At 64.7% G+C, this 19,305-nt stretch carries 16 protein-coding genes and 1 tRNA gene; 11 read left to right on the top strand and 6 right to left on the bottom strand.

Features of this window, described 5'->3' with window-relative positions:
• Positions 1-148 precede the first annotated feature (148 nt).
• From RS901_RS09015 to RS901_RS09025, 3 genes are all read left to right on the top strand, one after another.
• A complete protein-coding gene (locus RS901_RS09015) occupies positions 149-775 on the top strand; it encodes a LuxR C-terminal-related transcriptional regulator (protein WP_316153042.1) in 627 nt (208 codons plus the stop codon).
• Between the two features lie 84 nt (positions 776-859).
• Complete coding sequence (locus RS901_RS09020; protein WP_316153043.1) at positions 860-2,452, top strand: L,D-transpeptidase family protein; 1,593 nt, start codon at positions 860-862, stop codon at positions 2,450-2,452.
• Positions 2,453-2,482: 30 nt separating this feature from the next.
• Positions 2,483-3,070, top strand: coding sequence for a YcbK family protein (locus tag RS901_RS09025; protein WP_316153044.1), 588 nt, complete (start codon positions 2,483-2,485; stop codon positions 3,068-3,070).
• Positions 3,071-3,247: 177 nt separating this feature from the next.
• Here the strand turns inward: RS901_RS09025 and RS901_RS09030 are convergent, their stop codons facing one another.
• From RS901_RS09030 to RS901_RS09055, 6 genes are all read right to left on the bottom strand, one after another.
• Positions 3,248-4,780 (bottom strand): ABC transporter ATP-binding protein, encoded by a 1,533-nt coding sequence (locus tag RS901_RS09030; RefSeq protein ID WP_316153045.1) that lies wholly within the window; start codon positions 4,778-4,780, stop codon positions 3,248-3,250.
• A 972-nt stretch (positions 4,781-5,752) separates the two neighbouring features.
• Positions 5,753-5,829, bottom strand: a tRNA-Met gene (locus RS901_RS09035).
• 133 nt (positions 5,830-5,962) lie between these two features.
• Positions 5,963-7,663 (bottom strand): MFS transporter, encoded by a 1,701-nt coding sequence (locus RS901_RS09040; protein ID WP_316153046.1) that lies wholly within the window; start codon positions 7,661-7,663, stop codon positions 5,963-5,965.
• A 243-nt stretch (positions 7,664-7,906) separates the two neighbouring features.
• A complete protein-coding gene (locus RS901_RS09045; RefSeq protein ID WP_316153047.1) occupies positions 7,907-8,242 on the bottom strand; it encodes a DUF4212 domain-containing protein in 336 nt (111 codons plus the stop codon).
• Positions 8,239-9,795, bottom strand: coding sequence for a sensor histidine kinase (locus RS901_RS09050; protein ID WP_316153049.1), 1,557 nt, complete (start codon positions 9,793-9,795; stop codon positions 8,239-8,241). The genes RS901_RS09045 and RS901_RS09050 overlap by 4 nt, the downstream gene beginning before the upstream one ends.
• Positions 9,796-9,850: 55 nt before the next feature.
• Positions 9,851-10,540 (bottom strand): response regulator transcription factor, encoded by a 690-nt coding sequence (locus RS901_RS09055; RefSeq protein ID WP_316153050.1) that lies wholly within the window; start codon positions 10,538-10,540, stop codon positions 9,851-9,853.
• Positions 10,541-10,766: 226 nt separating this feature from the next.
• Here RS901_RS09055 and recA point away from each other — a divergent pair, with 226 nt between their 5' ends.
• The 8 genes from recA to RS901_RS09095 all read left to right on the top strand — a co-directional run bounded on the left by recA (position 10,767) and on the right by RS901_RS09095 (position 19,305).
• Positions 10,767-11,831: a recombinase RecA gene (gene recA, locus RS901_RS09060; RefSeq protein ID WP_316153052.1), complete on the top strand. Its 1,065-nt coding sequence runs from the start codon at positions 10,767-10,769 to the stop codon at positions 11,829-11,831.
• 101 nt (positions 11,832-11,932) lie between these two features.
• Entirely contained in the window at positions 11,933-12,400 is a 468-nt protein-coding gene (recX, locus tag RS901_RS09065; RefSeq protein WP_211980735.1) for a recombination regulator RecX, read from the top strand.
• 311 nt (positions 12,401-12,711) lie between these two features.
• Positions 12,712-13,407, top strand: a complete 696-nt coding sequence (locus RS901_RS09070; protein ID WP_316153057.1) for a DUF2889 domain-containing protein — start codon at positions 12,712-12,714, stop codon at positions 13,405-13,407.
• Between the two features lie 89 nt (positions 13,408-13,496).
• On the top strand, positions 13,497-14,663 hold the full coding sequence (gene sucC, locus RS901_RS09075; protein WP_013955623.1) for an ADP-forming succinate--CoA ligase subunit beta: 1,167 nt from the start codon (positions 13,497-13,499) through the stop codon (positions 14,661-14,663).
• Between the two features lie 99 nt (positions 14,664-14,762).
• Complete coding sequence (gene sucD / locus RS901_RS09080) at positions 14,763-15,644, top strand: succinate--CoA ligase subunit alpha (protein WP_011614568.1); 882 nt, start codon at positions 14,763-14,765, stop codon at positions 15,642-15,644.
• 236 nt (positions 15,645-15,880) lie between these two features.
• The gene (locus tag RS901_RS09085; RefSeq protein WP_013955624.1) at positions 15,881-16,576 is read left to right on the top strand and encodes a TerC family protein; all 696 of its coding nucleotides are present in this window, start codon (positions 15,881-15,883) and stop codon (positions 16,574-16,576) included.
• A gap of 318 nt (positions 16,577-16,894) precedes the next feature.
• Positions 16,895-17,407 carry a pilin gene (locus RS901_RS09090; RefSeq protein ID WP_316153062.1) on the top strand — a complete coding sequence of 171 codons (513 nt, stop codon included), beginning with the start codon at positions 16,895-16,897 and terminating at the stop codon, positions 17,405-17,407.
• Between the two features lie 95 nt (positions 17,408-17,502).
• The gene (locus RS901_RS09095) at positions 17,503-19,305 is read left to right on the top strand and encodes a PglL family O-oligosaccharyltransferase (protein ID WP_316153064.1); all 1,803 of its coding nucleotides are present in this window, start codon (positions 17,503-17,505) and stop codon (positions 19,303-19,305) included.

Genomic DNA, 19,305 nt, shown 5'->3' on the forward strand with positions numbered 1-19,305 from the left:
CGATACGAAAACAGCGCGACGCAGAAAAGACTGACTCTGATGCAGATTCTGCTGCATCTGCGCAGCGAGGATTCGGCGCGTCAGGACCTCTCCGGCCCCTTAACCTTGGCACCAGGCCAAGCCATGCCAGTCGTTAAGGAGCCTCAAATTGCATCTCGCGCTGATCGTCGACGTACCTTCCCAGTTCCGCGCCACGCTGTCCGCTGAACTCTGCGCTGAGCTGGGCGCCAGTGAAGTACTGGAAACGGATGGCATGCGGGAAGCGTTCCGGCTGGTCCGCGAGCACCGGCCGGGGCTGGTGCTGGTCGATGTCGAGCGCTTCGGCAGTCCCGGCATCGACTTTGTCCGGCGCGTCTCGGCGACGCTGCCCGCCGTGCCCTTGCTGGTACTGTCTGACAGTGACGCCACGCTGGCGTCGGTGCGGGCGCTGCGCGCCGGCGCCCATGGCTTTGTGGTCAAGCAGCGTGGGCTGGCCGAGGTGATGCACGCGGTGCGCGGCGTGCTGAGCGGCTACATGGTATTTCCCATGCATACGCTGGAGACCGTGCGCCAGATCGGCGAGCAGCGGGAATCGGGCTTTGCGCGGCTGAGCAACCGCGAAATCACCGTCCTGCAATACCTGGCGCGCGGCCATTCCAACAAGTCGATCGCGGAGCAACTGCTGATCAGCAGCAAGACGGTCAGCACCCACAAGGCCAACATCATGGCCAAGCTCAATGTCGGCTCCCTGGTCGAAATGGTGGACTACGCGCGCCGGCATCAGCTGGTATGGTGACGCGCACCCCGGGCGGCTTGCCGCACCATGCCGCCATCGCGGGTAGACTGTGGGCGTGTGTGACGAATCCGAGCTTTCCGCCCGATGCCTCCGCCCCTGAATGCCGCCGCGCGCCGCCTGGGCGCTGTAGTGCTTGCCTGTGCCGCCGCGTGCCTGGCCGCGCCTGCCTTCGCCAATGAACCGATGTGGTTTGCGCAGGGCCGTCCGGTGCCGGCGGCCCGCCAGGCCGTCGATGCGCTGGCTGCGGCCGCGGCCGACGGCCTCGATCCGCGCGACTACGATGCCGACGCCTTGCGCCAGGCCGTGGTCCAGGCCGCCAGCGGGCCAGCCCTGCCGCCGGACGCGGCCGCACGCGTGGATGCCGCGCTGAGCGCCGCGATGGAGCGGATGCTGGCAGACCTGCACGGCGGACGCGTCAACCCGCGCGCGGTCCATGCCAACTTTGCCCCGCAGGCGGAACGGCCCTTTGATGCCACCGTCTGGCTGCGCGATGCCGTCACGCAGCAGCGGCTGCCCGACGCCATCCGCCAGGCAGCGCCTACCTTCCCGCTCTACGGCACGCTGCGGGAGGCCCTGGCGCGGTATCGCGAGATCGCGAAGCAGCCGGCCTGGGGGCAGCCGCTGCCACCCTTGCCGGCGAGCAAGCTGACCCCGGGCCAGCCCTGGGCCGGGGCCGCGGCGCTGACTGCACGCCTGGTTGCGCTGGGCGACCTGCCCGCCGGCACCCAGGCGCCGGCCCGCTACGAAGGCGCCCTGGTCGGCGGCGTCAAGGCGTTCCAGGCGCGCCACGGCCTGGAGGCCGACGGCGTGATCGGCGCGGGCACGCTGGCACAACTCAACCTGCCCATCGCCAGCCGTGTGCGGCAAATCGAACTGACCATGGAGCGGCTGCGCTGGACGCCGCTGGACGGTCCGCGCATGATCGTGGTGAATGTGCCGGAGTTCATGCTGCGCGCCTATGAGATCCGCGACGGCAAGCTCGACATCAAGCTCGAGATGAAGGTGATCGTCGGCAAGGCACTGGATACGCGCACGCCGCTGTTCGAGGAGGATATGCGCTACATCGAGTTCAGTCCGTACTGGAACATCCCGCCCTCGATCGCGCGCCGCGAGACCGTGCCGCGCCTGCGCAGCGATCCGGCCTACTTCAACCGGCAGGGCCTGGAGTTCGTCAGCGGCGACGGCAAGGCCGTGACCACGCTGTCCGACGAGAATCTCGACGCCGTGCTGAACGGCCGCATGCGCATCCGCCAGCGGCCGGGCCCGCTGAACGCGCTGGGCGATATCAAGTTCATGTTTCCCAACAACGAGAACATCTACCTGCACCACACGCCCTCGCCGCAGCTGTTCAAGCGCGACCGGCGCGACTTCAGCCACGGCTGCATCCGCGTGGAAGCCCCAGTAGCATTGGCCCAGTTCGTGTTGCAGGATATGCCGGACTGGAACGAGACCCGGATCCGCGAAGCGATGACGCGTGGCAAGTCCAATACGGTGCGCCTGCAGCAGCCCTTGCCGGTGGTGCTGGCCTATGGCACGGCCATTGCGCGCGGCGATGGTCGTGTATCCTTCTTGCCTGACATCTACGGTCACGACAAATTGCTGGACAAGGCACTGCGGCAACGCAACGGACGGTCCCAGCAACCAGCTATTGCAAGCGCCTCCGGCACCACCCACTGAGGCGCCACCGGCACATTCAGAGGAAGTACCATGACTGATGCGACGCGCAAGGCACGCCGCCGCTTTCTTCATACCGCCGGAGGCCTGGCCCTTGCCGCGGGCCTGATGCCGCTGGCGCCGCGTCAGGCGCTGGCCAGCCTGCTTGCAAACCAGGCCCTGGCAGGCCTGCCGGACGCCCGCACCCTGGCATTCGACCACACCCACACTGGCGAACGCGTGTCGTTGGTCTATGCCGTTGGCGACCGCTTCGTGCCCGACGCGCTGACCACGCTCAACGGCTTCCTGCGCGACCACTACTCCGGCAAGGTCGGCATGATCGACCCGCAGCTGTTCGACCTGCTGTTCCAGGTCCGCCGCGAGCTTGGCACCGACCAGCCGTTCCAGGTCATTTCCGGCTACCGCAGCCCGGCCACCAACTCGCGCCTGCGCAACACGCGCGGCGGTGGCGTGGCCAGGCACAGCCTGCACATGGACGGCAAGGCCATCGACATCCGCCTGGCCGGCGTGCCGCTGGCGGACGTGCGCGACGCGGCCAAGTCATTGCAGGGCGGGGGCGTCGGCTTCTATGAGTCTGACCAGTTCGTGCACATCGATACCGGGCGCGTGCGTTACTGGTAAGCGGGCCGTTCAAGGCCGTGGTTCACCTCCCGAACGCGGCCATTCTCGACGCGATACGCGCGATCTGCCGAGTCGAGCAATGCATGACGGTGGGTAACCACGATAAGTGTTGGCACACGCTGCCGAACGCGCGCAAAGAGCCGAGCCTCACGTGCTTGGTCGAGTGACGAAGTGGGCTCATCCAGAATGATGACGGATGGACTGCGCGAGCGCGCGACCCAGTGCAACACGTTGACGTTCCCCACCTGACAAGATCCGTCCCTGAATGCCCAACTGACGGTCCAGGACGCTTCCTTGTCCCTCATGGGCGAGTTCATGCAATTCGAGCAACGCAACGAGCTCGAGCAAATACTCATCTGATGGCGGGTTGTCGCACCCATAGGTCAGATTGGCCCTAAGTGTTCCGGTGAGAACCATCGGCGATTGTGGCGCGACTGCGATCTCGCGGGCGATGTCGCTGACGGACATATCGCTGACGTCGGCCCCATAGAGAGAAACGGTTCCCGAGTGGGAGCGCGCAAGTCCCAACAACAGATTCAGCAAGGTCGATTTTCCCGCGCCAGACGGCCCGGTGAGCACGACCAGCTCTCCGCGATTGATCGCCATATTCACATCGCGCAAAATCACTCTTGCACCGTGCTTGGCTGTTACCTGGTCCAGGCGATAGATCTCTGCCGCCGATCGGTCGATGTGCGCTTTCGACTCATGCAACTCGAGCGGCAATTCCAGGATGCGGAAGCCCTCGCGCAGCGCGAGATGGTTTCGACGCAAGTCAGACAGCGTTCCCGCTAGCGTGGCAAACGGTATCGCCAATGCGACGACATAGCTTACGATCATGACGAAATCTCCCACCTGGAATATCGATTGCGTCACGCCATGTGCCGTCGTCACCGTAAAGAGGGTGAGCAATAGGCCCGTGCAAACCGCCTGCGCCGCGAGCAATAGTGCGAGACGCGCGTTTCCGCGGGACAACTTTCTAATATAGCTGTCGAGAATCCGGTGCAGCGCCGCGTCTTCTCTCGCGTATGCATTGTTGAGCTTGATGTCGAGCGTGAAGCCGAGCTTCTCTACAAGATGGCTCGACAGCATGTCCGTGGCACCAAAGATCTCCTCGTGGGCGCTCTTGCTCTTGCTCGCGAAGAACCAAGTCGCAGCAAAGAGCATCAGCATTGAAACGGCAAATCCCAGCGCGAACCCGCCGTCAATCAATTGCCACAAGACGGTGCTGGAGAGAATCAACTGGAGCACGGTGGGAGCGATCACCCAGAACACCACAAACGTGATGGCACTAAAGGCTGCTCTGCTGCGCGCGATGACAGAAACGAGCGTGCCGGGATCTTCTTTAGTCAGGCATGCGTAATCCATCCTGATAAGCCTGGCAAAGATGACATGGTGAAACGCCGCATCGCATCTTGCGAGCACCGCAGCGGACAGCATGCTCTTCAGCCATTCGAATGCGCGAGCCGCGGTCCAGGCAAGCCCGTACGCGCCGGCTAGCATAACCGCGGAACCGGTAGCCCGATGCGCGGCATTCATCGACAGCGCGTTGGTGGCTTGTCGCAGCAGGTAGGGAACGAGTGTCGAAAGTCCGGCCACGAATGCCACAAAAAGCGTGGCACCGATGAAATGCATTGGCAATGCCTGGTATCTACTGGCCGTGATCCGGTAGGCAATGAGCCAATCCTTGAACAATTGAGCAATGAACTGCATCGCTTCTTCCTCGAGGAATTCTCGGTCTGAGCACGTCGGCGTCGTTGGCCGAGTCAACGAGAATTGTTTCTTCTGCCCCGCGCTTGCCGGCCATGCAGTCAAACTCCGCGGTCAAGCCCGCGCATAAACATTTCCACGGAATAGAGGCGTGCTCTAAGGCTGATCCCGGAACAAGCGGTTATCGATCCGTTCAAGGGATAGTAGGAAGCGAATCGAACAAATCTACGTGGAAAGATCTGAAAACTAAGTGTGAAATTTCTGCTCTTCGGAGCCCCGGATGGACTTCGTGAAGGGCAATATTTACGGTCGCTCAGAATCGATGCTGCAGTTGCTGCGGCTGTCTATGTGGGGGAGGGAAGAATGACCCAAGGGGGTCGCGATCCTGGTTGCGCCGGGCCCGAGGCCAGCCGAGGTATTCCGGCTCTCGCTGCGTTGCGGCCGCCCATCTCTAACTCTGCTGCACTTCCGGTTCAGTGATATTCAGGCGGTGCAATGGGATCGCTTCGCGCTGATGAAGCGGGTGGATGTGGGGCGGTTGCTTCTTTACCGGAGAGTTCGACGTTGTCATGACCAGGGAAGAATGGCCAGCGCGGATAGTCGTGGGTGCCGCAGAAGAATGTCTGTCGTTAGCGGGGAGGCGTGTTGGCTACGACTTGCAAGCTCTTGGTGGGGGCGCACGCCGCTTCAGGCCACCAAGAGGCATATTAGGCACCCCGGCGTGGCGTGAAAGGCTTGGCAGGCTGTTGCGGGCAGAAGGCGTTATTTCGGACAAGAACCGGAGTCCGCTGAGGGCAAGTGTCTCGCGGCTTGCCCCTGAGAGGCTGATTAGCTCTCCAGGGAAGAACGCAGTCCCATGTCGCGGTTGCCACAGGAAATCGCCTGCCACAAGACCTCCGTGCATGACCGCATCCTCAGCAATTCCCCAAAGAAAAAAGCCGCGAACCCATACGGGATCGCGGCTTTTTAAATAGATGGTGGCGAATCAGGGACTCGAACCCCGGACCTGCGGATTATGATTCCGTCGCTCTAACCGACTGAGCTAATTCGCCAACGAAGACTGAGATTATACCTGGGCTTTCGAGGCTGTCAACACCTTCCTGCGAAGATTTTGCATGAAGGGCCGGTGCATAAAAAAACGGCAGGCCGGATGGCCTGCCGTTTCCGTTAGTGCCGGACGACCGCTCAGTCGTTGGCGTAGATGTTCACGTCCTTGGTCTCGCGGATGAACAGCGCGCCGATCACGAAGGTGATGGCTGCGATGATGATCGGGTACCAGAGGCCGTAGTAGATGTTGCCGTTCTGGGCGACCAGCGCGAACGAGATGGTGGGCAGCAGGCCGCCGAACCAGCCGTTGCCGATATGGTAGGGCAGCGACATCGAGGTGTAGCGGATGCGGGTCGGGAACAGTTCCACCAGCATGGCGGCGATCGGGCCGTAGACCATGGTGACGTAGATCACCAGGATGGTCAGCAGCACCAGCACCATGATGGTGTTCATCTGTGCCGGGTCCGCCTTGGTCGGGTAGCCGGCGGCGGCCATGGAGTCCGCCACTTGCTTCTTGAAGCTGGCAATCTGCTTCTTGCTGGCGTCGTCGAAGCTGTGGCCGGCGGGGACCAGGCTGGCGTTGAAGGAGGGGATCTCCGTGTCGCCGATCTTTACCGTGGCGGTGGTGCCGGCGGGCGCGTCGACGACTTCATAGCTGGCCGATGCCTGGGCCAGGGTGCGCTTGACGATGTCGCACGAGCTGCGGAAGTCGATCTCGCGGGCGATCGGGCTGCCCTGGAAGGAGCACTGCTTCGGATCGGCGGTGACGACGATCTGTGCGCTTTGCTGGGCGCGCTCGAGCGAGGGGTTGGCGTAGTGGGTCAGGCCCTTGAAGATGGGGAAGTAGGTCAGCACTGCCAGCGCGCAACCGGCCATGATGATCCACTTGCGGCCGATCTTGTCGGACAGCGAACCGAAGAAGACGAAGAAGGGGGTGCCCAGCACCAGCGCGCCGGCGATCAGCAGGTTGGCGGTCTTGGCGTCGACCTTCAGCACCTGGGTGAGGAAGAACAGCGTGTAGAACTGGCCGGTGTACCACACCACCGCCTGCCCGGCGGTCAGGCCGACCAGCGCCAGGATCACGATCTTCAGGTTGCGCCACTGGCCGAAGGACTCGGTCAGCGGGGCCTTGGAGGTCTTGCCCTCTGCCTTCATGCGCTGGAACGCCGGGGATTCGCTCATCGACAGGCGGATATACACCGACACGCCCAGCAGCAGGATCGACACCAGGAACGGGATGCGCCAGCCCCAGGTCTCGAAGTCGGGCCCGGTCATTTCGCGGCACAGCAGGATCACGATCAGCGACAGGAACAGGCCCAGCGTGGCCGTGGTCTGGATCCACGAGGTATAGGCGCCGCGCTTGCCGTGCGGTGCGTGCTCGGCCACGTAGGTGGCGGCACCGCCGTACTCGCCGCCGAGCGCCAGGCCCTGCAGCATGCGCAGTGCGATCAGGATGATCGGCGCGGCCCAGCCGATGGTGGCATAGCCCGGCAGCAGGCCGACGATGAAGGTCGACAGGCCCATGAGCAGGATCGTCACCAGGAAGGTGTACTTGCGTCCGATCATGTCGCCCAGGCGGCCGAACACCAGCGCGCCGAACGGCCGCACGATAAAGCCGGCGGCGAATGCGAGCAGCGCGAAGATGAAGGCCGAGGTGGGATCCAGTCCGGCGAAGAACTGCTTTGCAATGATCGCCGCCAGCGAGCCGTAGAGATAAAAGTCGTACCACTCGAACACCGTGCCCAGCGATGAGGCAAAGATCACCTTGCGCTCTTCAGCTGTCATCGGTGCGTTCTGCGCGCCCCCTCCGGGCACCGCAACGTTTTGCACGTTTGCCATATTGTCTCCTCCGTCTGGAATGGATCTCGGGTGGGCGTGGCGCGGGAAAGACCGCGCGGCTGGCCGCTATGCCTGAGTTGCAGAGGATTGTGGGTGGCGAAACTTACTGCGTTCTGACAGACCCGGGCGCGGAATCGTCAAAGAATGTCGGGGTATACGCTAGCCGCCGGCGGGCGGCTGGATGCTGCGCTGCGGGGAGCGATGTGCTTGTGCGGCTGAATGGCGCGCTTTGCAGGGGTGCGGCTATGCAGCATCGGCGCCCGTGCCGCGCGACGCGCCCTGCGAAGGCGCCGGGGCGGGCGCGGCCAGGCTGTCGGTGCCGGCTTCGCCGTCGGCGCGGTTCATGCGCCAGGCGTAGAGCGCGGCCATCAGCACGTAGACCACCAGCGCGCCTTGCGCGCCGACCCAGAACGAGAACGGCCAGCCAAAGAAGTCGAAGCGCAGCTCGCGCGCAAACCATGCCACCACGAAGGTGACGGTGAACCAGATCGCGAGCAGGCCGCAGATCCAGCGCAGGTTGCGCCGCCAGGCCTGGCGCTGGCGGGCTTCGGCACTATCGGGGGCGGGGCTGTCGTTCATGCGGGCGGGAGGTAGTCGGGCCGGCGCAGCGTCACGCGGAAATGCGCGCCGGCCAGCCGTGGCGATTGCTGGTAGACATGGTCGGAGATCTGGACGTCGCCGCCGTGCTGCTGCACGATCTCGCGCACGATGGCCAGGCCCAGGCCGCTGCCTTCGGTATTGGTGCCGAGCACGCGGTAGAAGCGCTCCATCACGCGCTCGCGCTCGGCCGGCGCAATGCCCGGGCCAGTGTCTTCCACATCCAGGTAGGCGAACGGCTCGAAGGCATCGGCGCTGACGCGCACGGTGGCATGCCCGCCGCGCGGCGTGTAGCGGATGGCGTTGTCGAGCAGGTTGTTCAGCATCTCGGTCAGCATCAGGCGGTTGCCCTGCACCATCACAGGATGGTCGTCCGCATCCAGTCCCAGGTCGATGTCGCGCGCCCAGGCCTGCGGCAGCCAGTCCTTGATCACCTCGCGCGCGAGCGCCGCCAGGTCCAGCGCCGCCATGCCGCCGGTGCCCGCCAGGTTTTCCATGCGCGCCAGCGACAGCAGCTGCGTGACCAGGTGCGCGGTGCGCTCAGAGCTGCCGGCGATCTGCGCCAGCGAGCGCCGCAGCTCTTCCGGCGACTGCTCGCGCTGCGCCAGTTCGGCCTGCATGCGCAGGCCCGCCAGCGGTGTCTTCATCTGGTGCGCGGCATCGGCGATAAAGCGCTTCTGCGTCTGCACCGACTGGTCCAGGCGCGCCAGCAGGTCGTTGAACGAACCCACCAGCGGCGTGATTTCCTGCGGCGCAGCGCGTTCGTCGATCGGGCTGGTGTCGCCGGGGTTGCGCGCGCGGATGCGCTGCTGGATCGCGGTCAGCGGCGCCAGCCCGCGCGACAGCCCGAACCACACCAGCACCACCGCCAGCGGCAGGATCACGAACTGCGGCAGGATCACGCCCTTGATGATCTCGTTGGCCAGGCGCGCGCGCTTGTCCAGGGTCTCGGCCACCTGCACCAGCACCGGCTGAGTGCCGCTGACCTGCTTCAGGTCGATATAGGTGTAGGCCACGCGCACGTCGTTGCCGGCCACGTGGTCATCGCGCAGGGACACCAGGCCCGCATGGCCCTGGTCTTCCTCGGACGGCAGCGGCAGGTCGTGGTCGCCGGCGATGTACTCGCCGCGCTTGCCGACCACCTGGTAATAGATGTTGTCGGTCTCGTCCGCGCGCAGGATCTCGCGCGCCGACAGCGGCAGCTGCAGCGTGATGCGCCCGTTGACCTCGCGCACCTGCTGCGACAGCACGATGGCGCTGGCTTCCAGCGCGCGGTCGAAGGGCCCGTTGGCGATCGACTTGGCCACCAGGTAGGTCACCGCGATGCTCATCGGCCAGAGCAGCAGCAGCGGCGCCAGCATCCAGTCGAGGATCTCGCCGAACAATGAGCGCGGCGACGGATGCGCGGTGCTTTCCTCCAGGTGCGGCAGCGCGTCGGCCAGGTCCTGGTCGGCGGCGTCCGGGGCCGGGGCGGCGGAAGGAGGGGGTGGCGCGGCGCGGGGCGCGCGCCGCCAGGGCAGTCGCAGCAGGCTCATCTCGGCGGTTTGCGCTCAGGTCGGTCGCTTGGCCTGCGGTGGCGTCGGGCGGGGATCAGTGGTGCGTGGCCACCGCCGGCTGGAATTTCTCCAGGCAGTAGCCCAGCCCGCGCACGGTGGCGATGCGGATGCCGCCGACTTCGATCTTCTTGCGCAGCCGATGCACGTAGACCTCGATGGCGTTGTTGCTGACTTCCTCGCCCCACTCGCACAGGTGGTCCACCAGCTGCTCTTTCGATACCAGGCGGCCGCTGCGTGTCAGCAGGATCTCCAGCAATCCGATCTCGCGCGCGGACAGGTCCAGCATCTGGTCGTTGAGATAGGCGATGCGCCCGACCTGGTCGTAGGCCAGCGGCCCGTGCCGCATCAGCGTGGCGCCCCCGCCGGCGCCGCGCCGCACCAGCGCGCGCACGCGCGCTTCAAGCTCGGACAGGGCAAAGGGCTTGGCCATATAGTCGTCGGCGCCCAGGTCCAGGCCCTTGACGCGCTCGTCGACGCTGTCGGCGGCGGTCAGGATCAGCACCGGCAGCATGGCGCCGCGCGCGCGCAGGCGCTTGAGCACTTCCAGCCCGGACATGCGCGGCAGGCCCAGATCCAGGATCAGCAGGTCGAAGGTCTGGGTCGACAGCGCGGAATCGGCTTCCAGGCCGTTGGTGACGTGGTCGACGGCATAGCCCGAGTGGCGTAGCGAGCGCGTCAGGCCGTCGGCCAGCACGTCGTCATCTTCGGCGATCAGAATGCGCATGGTTGTCTCCACCCTGGCCGGCATAGCCGGCGCCGGCGGAATGGGGCGCGATGGGGCTTGCCAAGCATACTGTTTTTTTATACAGTACCCGCACGTTCCGCTGGGGCCGCCCGGGGAGACCCCCTGGAGAGCGGCCGCGCAGACAGCCGGGCCGGCACTGGCGCCGGAAAATGCCGGTGCCGCGCCACATGCGGCCTATTTATACACCATTGATTCAAGGACGACCATGGACGACAAGAAGGCAGGTGCCGGCGTGAGCGCCGAGAAGCAGAAGGCGCTTGCCGCCGCGCTCTCCCAGATCGAGAAGCAGTTCGGCAAGGGCTCGATCATGCGCCTGGGCGACGGCGAGGTCGAAAAGGACATCCAGGTGGTATCCACCGGTTCGCTCGGCCTGGACATCGCGCTTGGCGTCGGCGGCCTGCCGCGTGGCCGCGTGGTCGAGATCTATGGTCCGGAATCGTCGGGCAAGACCACGCTGACGCTGCAGGTCGTGGCCGAGATGCAGAAGCTGGGCGGCACCTGCGCCTTTATCGACGCCGAGCACGCGCTGGACGTCAGCTACGCCAACAAGCTGGGCGTCAATGTCGGCGACCTGCTGATCTCGCAGCCGGACACCGGCGAACAGGCGCTGGAAATCACCGACGCGCTGGTGCGCTCGGGCTCGATCGACCTGATCGTGATCGACTCGGTGGCGGCGCTGGTGCCCAAGGCCGAAATCGAAGGCGAAATGGGCGACTCGCTGCCGGGCCTGCAGGCCCGCCTGATGAGCCAGGCGCTGCGCAAGCTGACCGGCACTATCAAGCGCACCAACTGCCTGGTGATCTTCATCAACCAGATCCGCATGAAGATCGGCGTGATGTTCGGCTCGCCGGAAACCACCACCGGCGGCAACGCGCTGAAGTTCTACGCCTCGGTGCGCCTGGATATCCGCCGCATCGGCTCGATCAAGAAGGGCGACGACGTGATCGGCAACGAGACCAAGGTCAAGGTGGTCAAGAACAAGGTGTCGCCGCCGTTCCGCGAAGCCTTCTTCGATATCCTGTACGGCCAGGGCATCTCGCGCCAGGGCGAGATCATCGACCTGGGCGTGGACGCCAAGATCGTTGAAAAATCCGGCGCCTGGTACAGCTACAACGGCGACAAGATCGGCCAGGGCAAGGACAACGCGCGCGAATACCTGCGCGAGAACCCGGACATTGCCGACGAGATTGAAAACAAGGTGCGCGCGGCGCTGGGCGTGGTGGCCATGAACCCCACGGCGGCTGCCACGGCGGTAGCGGTCGAAGACTGACCGCGCCAGCGGCCATTGCGCCATCCGGAAGGCCGGGGCATCGCCGATGCCCCGGCCTTTTTGCTTGGCGCGGCCCCCCCATCCACAGAATCCGGTAACCCATGGCAACCCGTCCCCCGCTTTCGCTGAAGGCCCGCGCCGTCGGCTACCTGTCGCGCCGCGAGCACAGCCGTGCCGAGCTGGCGCGCAAGCTGGCGCCGCATGCCGAGTCGGCCGAGCAGCTGGAGCAGTTGCTGGACGCGCTGGAGCGCGAGAACTGGCTGTCGAACCAGCGCTTTGCCGACAGCCTTGTGCACCGCCGCGGCGCCCGCTACGGCACCGCGCGCGTGATGCAGGAAGCCAAGACCCACAAGCTCGGCAGCGAGCAGCTGGGTGATCTGCAGGAGCGGCTGCGCGCCACGGAAGTAGAGCGCGCCCGTGAGGTCTGGCGCAAGCGCTTTGGCACACCACCCGACACGCCCGAGGCGCGGGCCAAGCAGATCCGCTTCATGGTGGCGCGCGGGTTTTCGCGTTCGGTCGTCAGCAAGATCATCCAGGGTGCGGACGAAGACTACGGCGACGAGGGTTAAGTACCGGCGTATGGCGCATGCGCCATTTTTCACCCGGAGTACCTGCACTGTTATCAGGGTGTATTCGCTGCATTGCGTCATCTCGGGGCTGGACTGGGGACGATCTTGTTGCCACCGCTGAGCCCGTGTCACTGGTGCGTTGCGGCAAGGCGCGATGCCATGGCGGGGTGCCATGGTCGGCCGACAATCCTGCCGCGACAGTTGCTGCGCAAGGATGTTCCCGGCCAACGCAGCGCGGCATGTTAAACTCCCCGGGTTATTCGGTGCTCCGGCACCGCCGTTCCCCAGCCCCCCGTATTTCCAGCCTGGCCATGCCTCTGTCCCAGCCCGTCAACCGCTCCCAGCGTCACCGTCGCGCCATTACGGCCGAGGCGTACCAGAGAGAGGACGGCTTGTGGGACATCGAGGTGCGCCTGACCGACACCAAACCTCGCGACATCGAACTGGCCGGCGACCGCGTCCGCCCGGTGGGCCAGCCCCTGCACGACCTGTGGCTGCGCGTCACGATCAATGAGGAAATGACGGTGCTGGATGCCGAGGCCTGCTCGGACTGGGTGCCGTATCCGGCTCATTGCGACACGATTGGCCCGGCTTACCGCAAGCTGATCGGCCTGAACCTGCGCAAGGGCTTTCGCAAGGCCGTGCGCGAGCGCCTGGGCGGCATGCACGGTTGCTCGCACCTGACCGAGGCCGCCGGCGTGCTGCCCAGCACGGCGATCCAGGCCTTTGCCGGTGAAGTCATCAATATCCGCGACAACGGCGAGGACGACCCGAATCCGGAGCCGCCCTATCAGTTGAACGGCTGCCACGCCCTGCGTTTCGATGGCGAGGTGGTTCGTCAGTTTTACCCGCGCTGGTATGGTCACCAGCCGACGCCCAAGGTACGGGCCGAGGCAGCACCTGCCGTCGCATCTGCGCCTCAGGCGCCAGCCGCGGCCAATGGCGACCGCGGCGAACACGGCAACGACGCTGTCCCGGCCGAGCGGCCGACCGGCACCTCCGGCTGATTCTCAGGATTGGCCAGCCTGACGAGAGAGTTCGTCTTCTTTCAGATTCTTCCCTTCTACCTTTTACGCCTACCCGAAAGGAAACACGCATGAATATCCATGAGTATCAAGGCAAGGAAATCCTGCGCAAATACAATGTGCCGGTTCCGCGCGGCATCCCCGCGTTCTCGGTTGACGAGGCCCTGAAGGCCGCAGAAACGCTCGGCGGCCCGGTGTGGGTCGTCAAGGCCCAGATTCATGCGGGTGGCCGCGGCAAGGGCGGCGGCGTGAAGGTTGCCAAGAGCATCGACGACGTCAAGACCTACGCCTCGAACATCCTGGGCATGCAACTGGTCACGCACCAGACCGGCCCGGAAGGCAAGAAGGTCAACCGCCTGCTGATCGAAGAAGGCGCCGACATCAAGAAGGAACTGTACGTTTCGCTGGTGGTGGACCGTGTTTCGCAGAAGGTCGCGCTGATGGCCTCGAGCGAAGGCGGCATGGACATCGAGGAAGTCGCTGCCCACAGCCCGGAAAAGATCCACACCCTGATCATCGAGCCGTCGGTCGGCCTGACCGACGCTGAAGCCGACGACATCGCCCGCAAGATCGGCGTGCCCGACGCGAGCGTGGCGCAAGCCCGCCAGGCCCTGCAAGGCCTGTACAAGGCGTTCTATGAAACCGACGCTTCGCTGGCTGAAATCAACCCGCTGATCCTGACCGGCGACGGCAAGGTCATCGCGCTGGACGCCAAGTTCAACTTCGACTCGAACGCGCTGTTCCGTCACCCGGAAATCGTCGCCTACCGCGACCTGGATGAAGAAGACGCCAACGAAATCGAAGCCTCGAAGTTCGACCTGGCCTACATCTCGCTGGACGGCAACATCGGCTGCCTGGTGAACGGCGCCGGCCTGGCCATGGCCACCATGGACACCATCAAGCTGTTCGGCGGCGAGCCGGCCAACTTCCTCGACGTGGGCGGCGGTGCCACCACCGAGAAGGTGACCGAAGCCTTCAAGCTGATGCTGAGCAACCCGAACGTGGAGGCCATCCTGGTCAACATCTTCGGCGGCATCATGCGTTGCGACGTGATCGCCGAAGGCGTGATCTCCGCGTCCAAGGCGGTGCACCTGACGGTGCCGCTGGTCGTGCGCATGAAGGGCACCAACGAAGACCTCGGCAAGAAGATGCTGGCCGACTCGGGCCTGCCCATCATCTCGGCCGACACGATGGAAGAAGCCGCCCAGAAGGTGGTGGCCGCTGCCGCTGGCAAGTAAGCCGTCGCACGAACGCAACCATACGCGAACGCGGGCGGTGCGCAGGCGCTTTGATGCGCCCTCGCGCGCGCCGCTCGTAGCCAAGCAAAGGATTACAGCATGTCGATTCTGATCAACAAAGACACCAAGGTCATCACCCAGGGCATCACCGGCAAGACCGGCCAGTTCCACACCCGTGGCTGCCGCGACTACGCCAACGGCAAGAACTGCTTCGTCGCGGGCGTGAACCCGAAGAAGGCCGGTGAAGACTTCGAAGGCATTCCCATCTACGCCAGCGTCAAGGACGCCAAGGCCCAGACCGGCGCCACCGTGTCGGTCATCTACGTGCCGCCCGCAGGCGCCGCTGCCGCGATCTGGGAAGCCGTTGACGCCGACCTGGACCTGGTGGTCTGCATTACCGAAGGCATCCCCGTGCGCGACATGATGGAAGTCAAGGACCGCATGCGCCGCGAGAAGAAGAAGACCCTGCTGCTGGGACCGAACTGCCCGGGCCTGATCACGCCGGACGAAATCAAGATCGGCATCATGCCGGGCCATATCCACAAGAAGGGCCGCATCGGCGTGGTGTCGCGCTCGGGCACGCTGACGTATGAAGCCGTGGGCCAGCTGACCGCGCTGGGCCTGGGCCAGTCGTCGGCTGTCGGCATTGGTGGCGACCCCATCAACGGCCTGAAGCACATCGACGTGATGAAGATGTTCAACGACGATCCGGAAACGGACGCCGTGGTCATGATCGGCGAGATCGGCGGTCCGGACGAAGCCAACGCGGCTTACTGGATCAAGGAAAACATGAAGAAGCCGGTGGTTGGCTTCATCGCTGGCGTGACCGCGCCTCCGGGCAAGCGCATGGGCCACGCCGGCGCGCTGATCTCGGGCGGTGCCGATACCGCCCAGGCCAAGCTGGAAATCATGGAAGCCTGCGGTATCAAGGTGACCAAGAACCCGTCGGAGATGGGCCGCCTGCTGAAGGCAATGCTGTAAGACGTACCTTGCCATTCCCGCCAGCGCGGGGATGGCGCACCAGGCAATGCCCCCGCCCGCGCGGGGGCATTGTCATTCTGGCGCAGCGGGGGTCAGGGATACCCCCTAGGCGAAACATGACAGGATTGAAATGTAATCGAAAGGTTCATGCGGTAAATAGTCATGTTCGTATTTTGAGACATCCGAAACCCGTCAGATGACGGGTGTGCCACCTAAAAAAATCGAGGAGCCCTGCCGTGGAACTGCTGTCTTCCACCACATTCTGGATTGCGTTGGGATCGATCATCCTGACCAATATCGTCCTGTCCGGCGACAACGCGGTGGTGATCGCGCTCGCCTCGCGCAACCTGCCGCCCGCCCAGCAGAAGAAGGCCATCTTCTGGGGCAGCGCCGCCGCCATCATCATGCGCGTGGTGCTGACCGTGGCCGCGGTCAAGCTGCTGAGCCTGCCGTACCTGAAGATCGTCGGCGCCGTGCTGCTGGTCTACATTGGCGTGCAGCTGCTGACCGGCGATGACGACGAGGAAGGCCACGACGGCAAGGACAATATCTGGGCCGCCATCCGTACCATCCTGATCGCCGACCTGGTGATGTCGCTGGACAACGTGGTGGCCGTGGCCGCCGCCGCGCAGAAGGGCCCCGAGGGCAGCCAGCTGATGCTGCTGATCATCGGTCTGGGCCTGTCGATCCCGCTGATCGTGTTCGGCAGCACGCTGCTGCTCAAGGTCATGGAGCGCTTCCCGGTCATCATCGTGCTGGGCGCCGCGCTGCTGGGCTACCTGGCTGGCGAAATGCTGGTCAGCGACCCGGTCGACGCCGCCTGGTTCGAAGTCCACGTGCCGCACGCCCACCTGGTATTCGGCGCCGCCGGCGCGATCCTGGTGGTGCTTATGGGCAAGCTGCTGAGCCGCCGGTCGGCACAGACCGCCTGACGAGGTTCCGCCCAGGCGAGAAGGGCGGCCATCTGGCCGCCCTTTTTCATTGGTGCGCCGGCAAGGCGGCCGTCGGTGCCTTGGCCAACTAACTCATGTGAGTGATCGCACATTTTGTCGCTTCGCGCGGTGGTAGCGGGCGCAAGTGACAAATTTTGGCGCATCCGGCAAGCATCCCCCTGACGGGTGACGAAATTTGTCGCTTTTTGCCCCCTACGGATGGGGGATGCCGCTGGCACGCTTACTGCTCCATGGTCCCCGCGTCACGAAACCGAAGACGTGCAACGCTTAACCAAAATCTCTTCGAGGGGTCAAATCATGCAACGGGTACAACTGAAGAAACTGGGCCGTCGTGTCCAGAAGGGCTTTACGCTGATCGAGCTGATGATCGTGGTGGCGATCATTGGTATTTTGGCGGCGATTGCTATTCCGGCGTATCAGGACTATCTGATTCGTTCTCGGGTTACCGAAGGCCTGAGCTTGGCCGCTTCAGCCAAGACGTCAGTTACGGAAAATGCAGCAAACGGCATTGCGCTTGCTAACGGTTGGACGGCTCCGTCGCCGACGCAAAACATAACGGCTATGGCAGTCGGCGCTACTGGGCAAATCACGATCACGTATTCTGCTCGCGCCGGTGGCGGTACGCTGGTCCTGGTGCCCTCGTCTGCCGCCGCCGCTCTGGTAGTCGGCACTCCGCCGGCCGGTGGTTCGGTGGATTGGGAGTGCTTCTCGGCGGCCAAGGCTGCGTCGACTCTGCCGACTCCGGGCCCGGCACCTGCCGCGGCCGCCACGCTTCCGGGTAACGTCGCCCCTGCAAGCTGCCGCAGCTAATACCATTTCATAGCCAAAGAAAAAGCGCCTTCGGGCGCTTTTTCTTTGCCCGTGCGCCAAGCTATCATGCGCCTTTCCCCTATCCAGGCGCCTCAATGCCGCCGTCCAGGACCAACCACTCATCGGCTTGCCTCATCGCGGCCATCGTTATCCCGCTGCTAGTCTCCCGGCACACCCTGCCGTTGGCCACGTTCTACGGTGAATGGATAGCCGCACTGTGTGCGATCGCCGTCCTAGCGATCCAAGCGGGTCGCCGCCCCGCTGCATCGCCTGGCGTGTCGCTGCCTTGGGTGTCACTGCTGTTTCTCTGGCTGGTCGCCGTCGGCCTTGTATTGGGCGCCACTGGCCACCACGACATCACCGGTAGCCGCGTTACCACCATCCTCACGCTGTTCCTAGGCGCAACGGTGACATGCGCCGTATGGTCGTACCAAGGCACGCCTGCGGCATCCACTCAGAACATCGGCGATACCCTCGCCACCGCCTTCCTAACCGCCGGTCTGCTCGGTACCCTCACACAATGGGTGCAGCTCTTCCACCTCGAACCCCGCGCCTTCGGCCTCGTCTCCACCTACTTCTACGACACCAACCGCCGCCTCTGGGGCAACCTGAACCAGCCCAACCACCAGGCCACCGTTGAAGGCCTGGCGCTGGTGGCATCAGTGTGGCTGGCCTCGCGGGGCCGCTTGCGTTTCCCGATGTGGCTCGCCGCGGTGGCCTTGCTGGAGGGCGGCATTGTGCTGTCCGGTTCGCGAACCGGCGTGCTGCATGTTGGCCTGGCTGCGGTCTATGCACTGGTCGCGGCGTGGCTGGCACGAGGCGCTCGACGTGACTCGGATCCAATGCAGCGGCCAGTCGGTCTGCTCGTCGCAGCAGTAGCAATCGTGGCGATGCTGCTGATCCTGCAGCCAGCAATCCGCGCAGCAGGGCAAGCGTTCGACTGGCGCCTGTTCGACACCATCGCGCAACTCGAAGCCGAAGACCAGATGTCCGCGCGCGGCGCGCTGTGGACCCACGCGCTGGCAATGTTCCGCTCCCACCCCTGGTTCGGCGTCGGCTGGGGCGAGTTCGGCTGGGCCCAATTCCAGCAAATGCAGCAAGTCGGCGTGAAGGTGGAGATGTCCCTGCACGCCCACAACGCCATCCTCGACTTGCTGGCGAAGACGGGCATCGTCGGCACCGCCGGCGTGGGCCTGATCCTGCTGGCGTGGCTATGGCGCGTGGTTCGCGTTCGCCTGTGGCACGGCGATACCGAAGAGCGCAAGCAGACCGTGCTGGTTCTTACCTGGCTGGCGATGCTGTGCGCGCATTCGATGCTCGAATACCCGCTGCATTACCTCTATTTCTTCCTGCCGTTCTGCTTCATGCTCGGTTGGCTGGAGCCGTCGGGCTTCGGGCGTTGGCGCGTGCCGGTGCCAGTGGCACGGGGGCTGGCGATCGCGTTTGTCGTGGTGGCTGTGGCAGTGCTGGCCACCATGTGGCAAGACTACCGCCGCGCCGAAGCCCGCGAATACGCCAGCAGCGAAGACCGCCGCAATGCCTTGCCGATGCCGCGCTTCTGGTTCCGCCAGCACGCGCAGGCCGACGCTGCCGGCCAGGCCACCATCACACCGGCCAATGCGGCAGAGTTGTTGCCCGCCCACATCGCCGCCGTCCACCTGCTGCCCACGCCGACCATGATTGCGCGCACGGCATGGCTGCTGGCGCTGACCGGCGATCCTGCGCAAGGCCGCCAGTGGATGGAGCGGCTGCGCTGGTACTACCTTGGCGATGAAGTTGCGCAATACGCTGCGATTGCGAAGGCATGCCGCGATCTGGCACCAGACCAACGTCCGCAGGCATTCTGCGCATGGGTTGGCGACCGTTCGCGTCGGTACTCCGAATGGCCCCGGGACTGA

It is taken from the genome of Cupriavidus sp. BIC8F (assembly GCF_032465815.1).
In the GTDB taxonomy this organism is placed as follows: domain Bacteria; phylum Pseudomonadota; class Gammaproteobacteria; order Burkholderiales; family Burkholderiaceae; genus Cupriavidus; species Cupriavidus necator.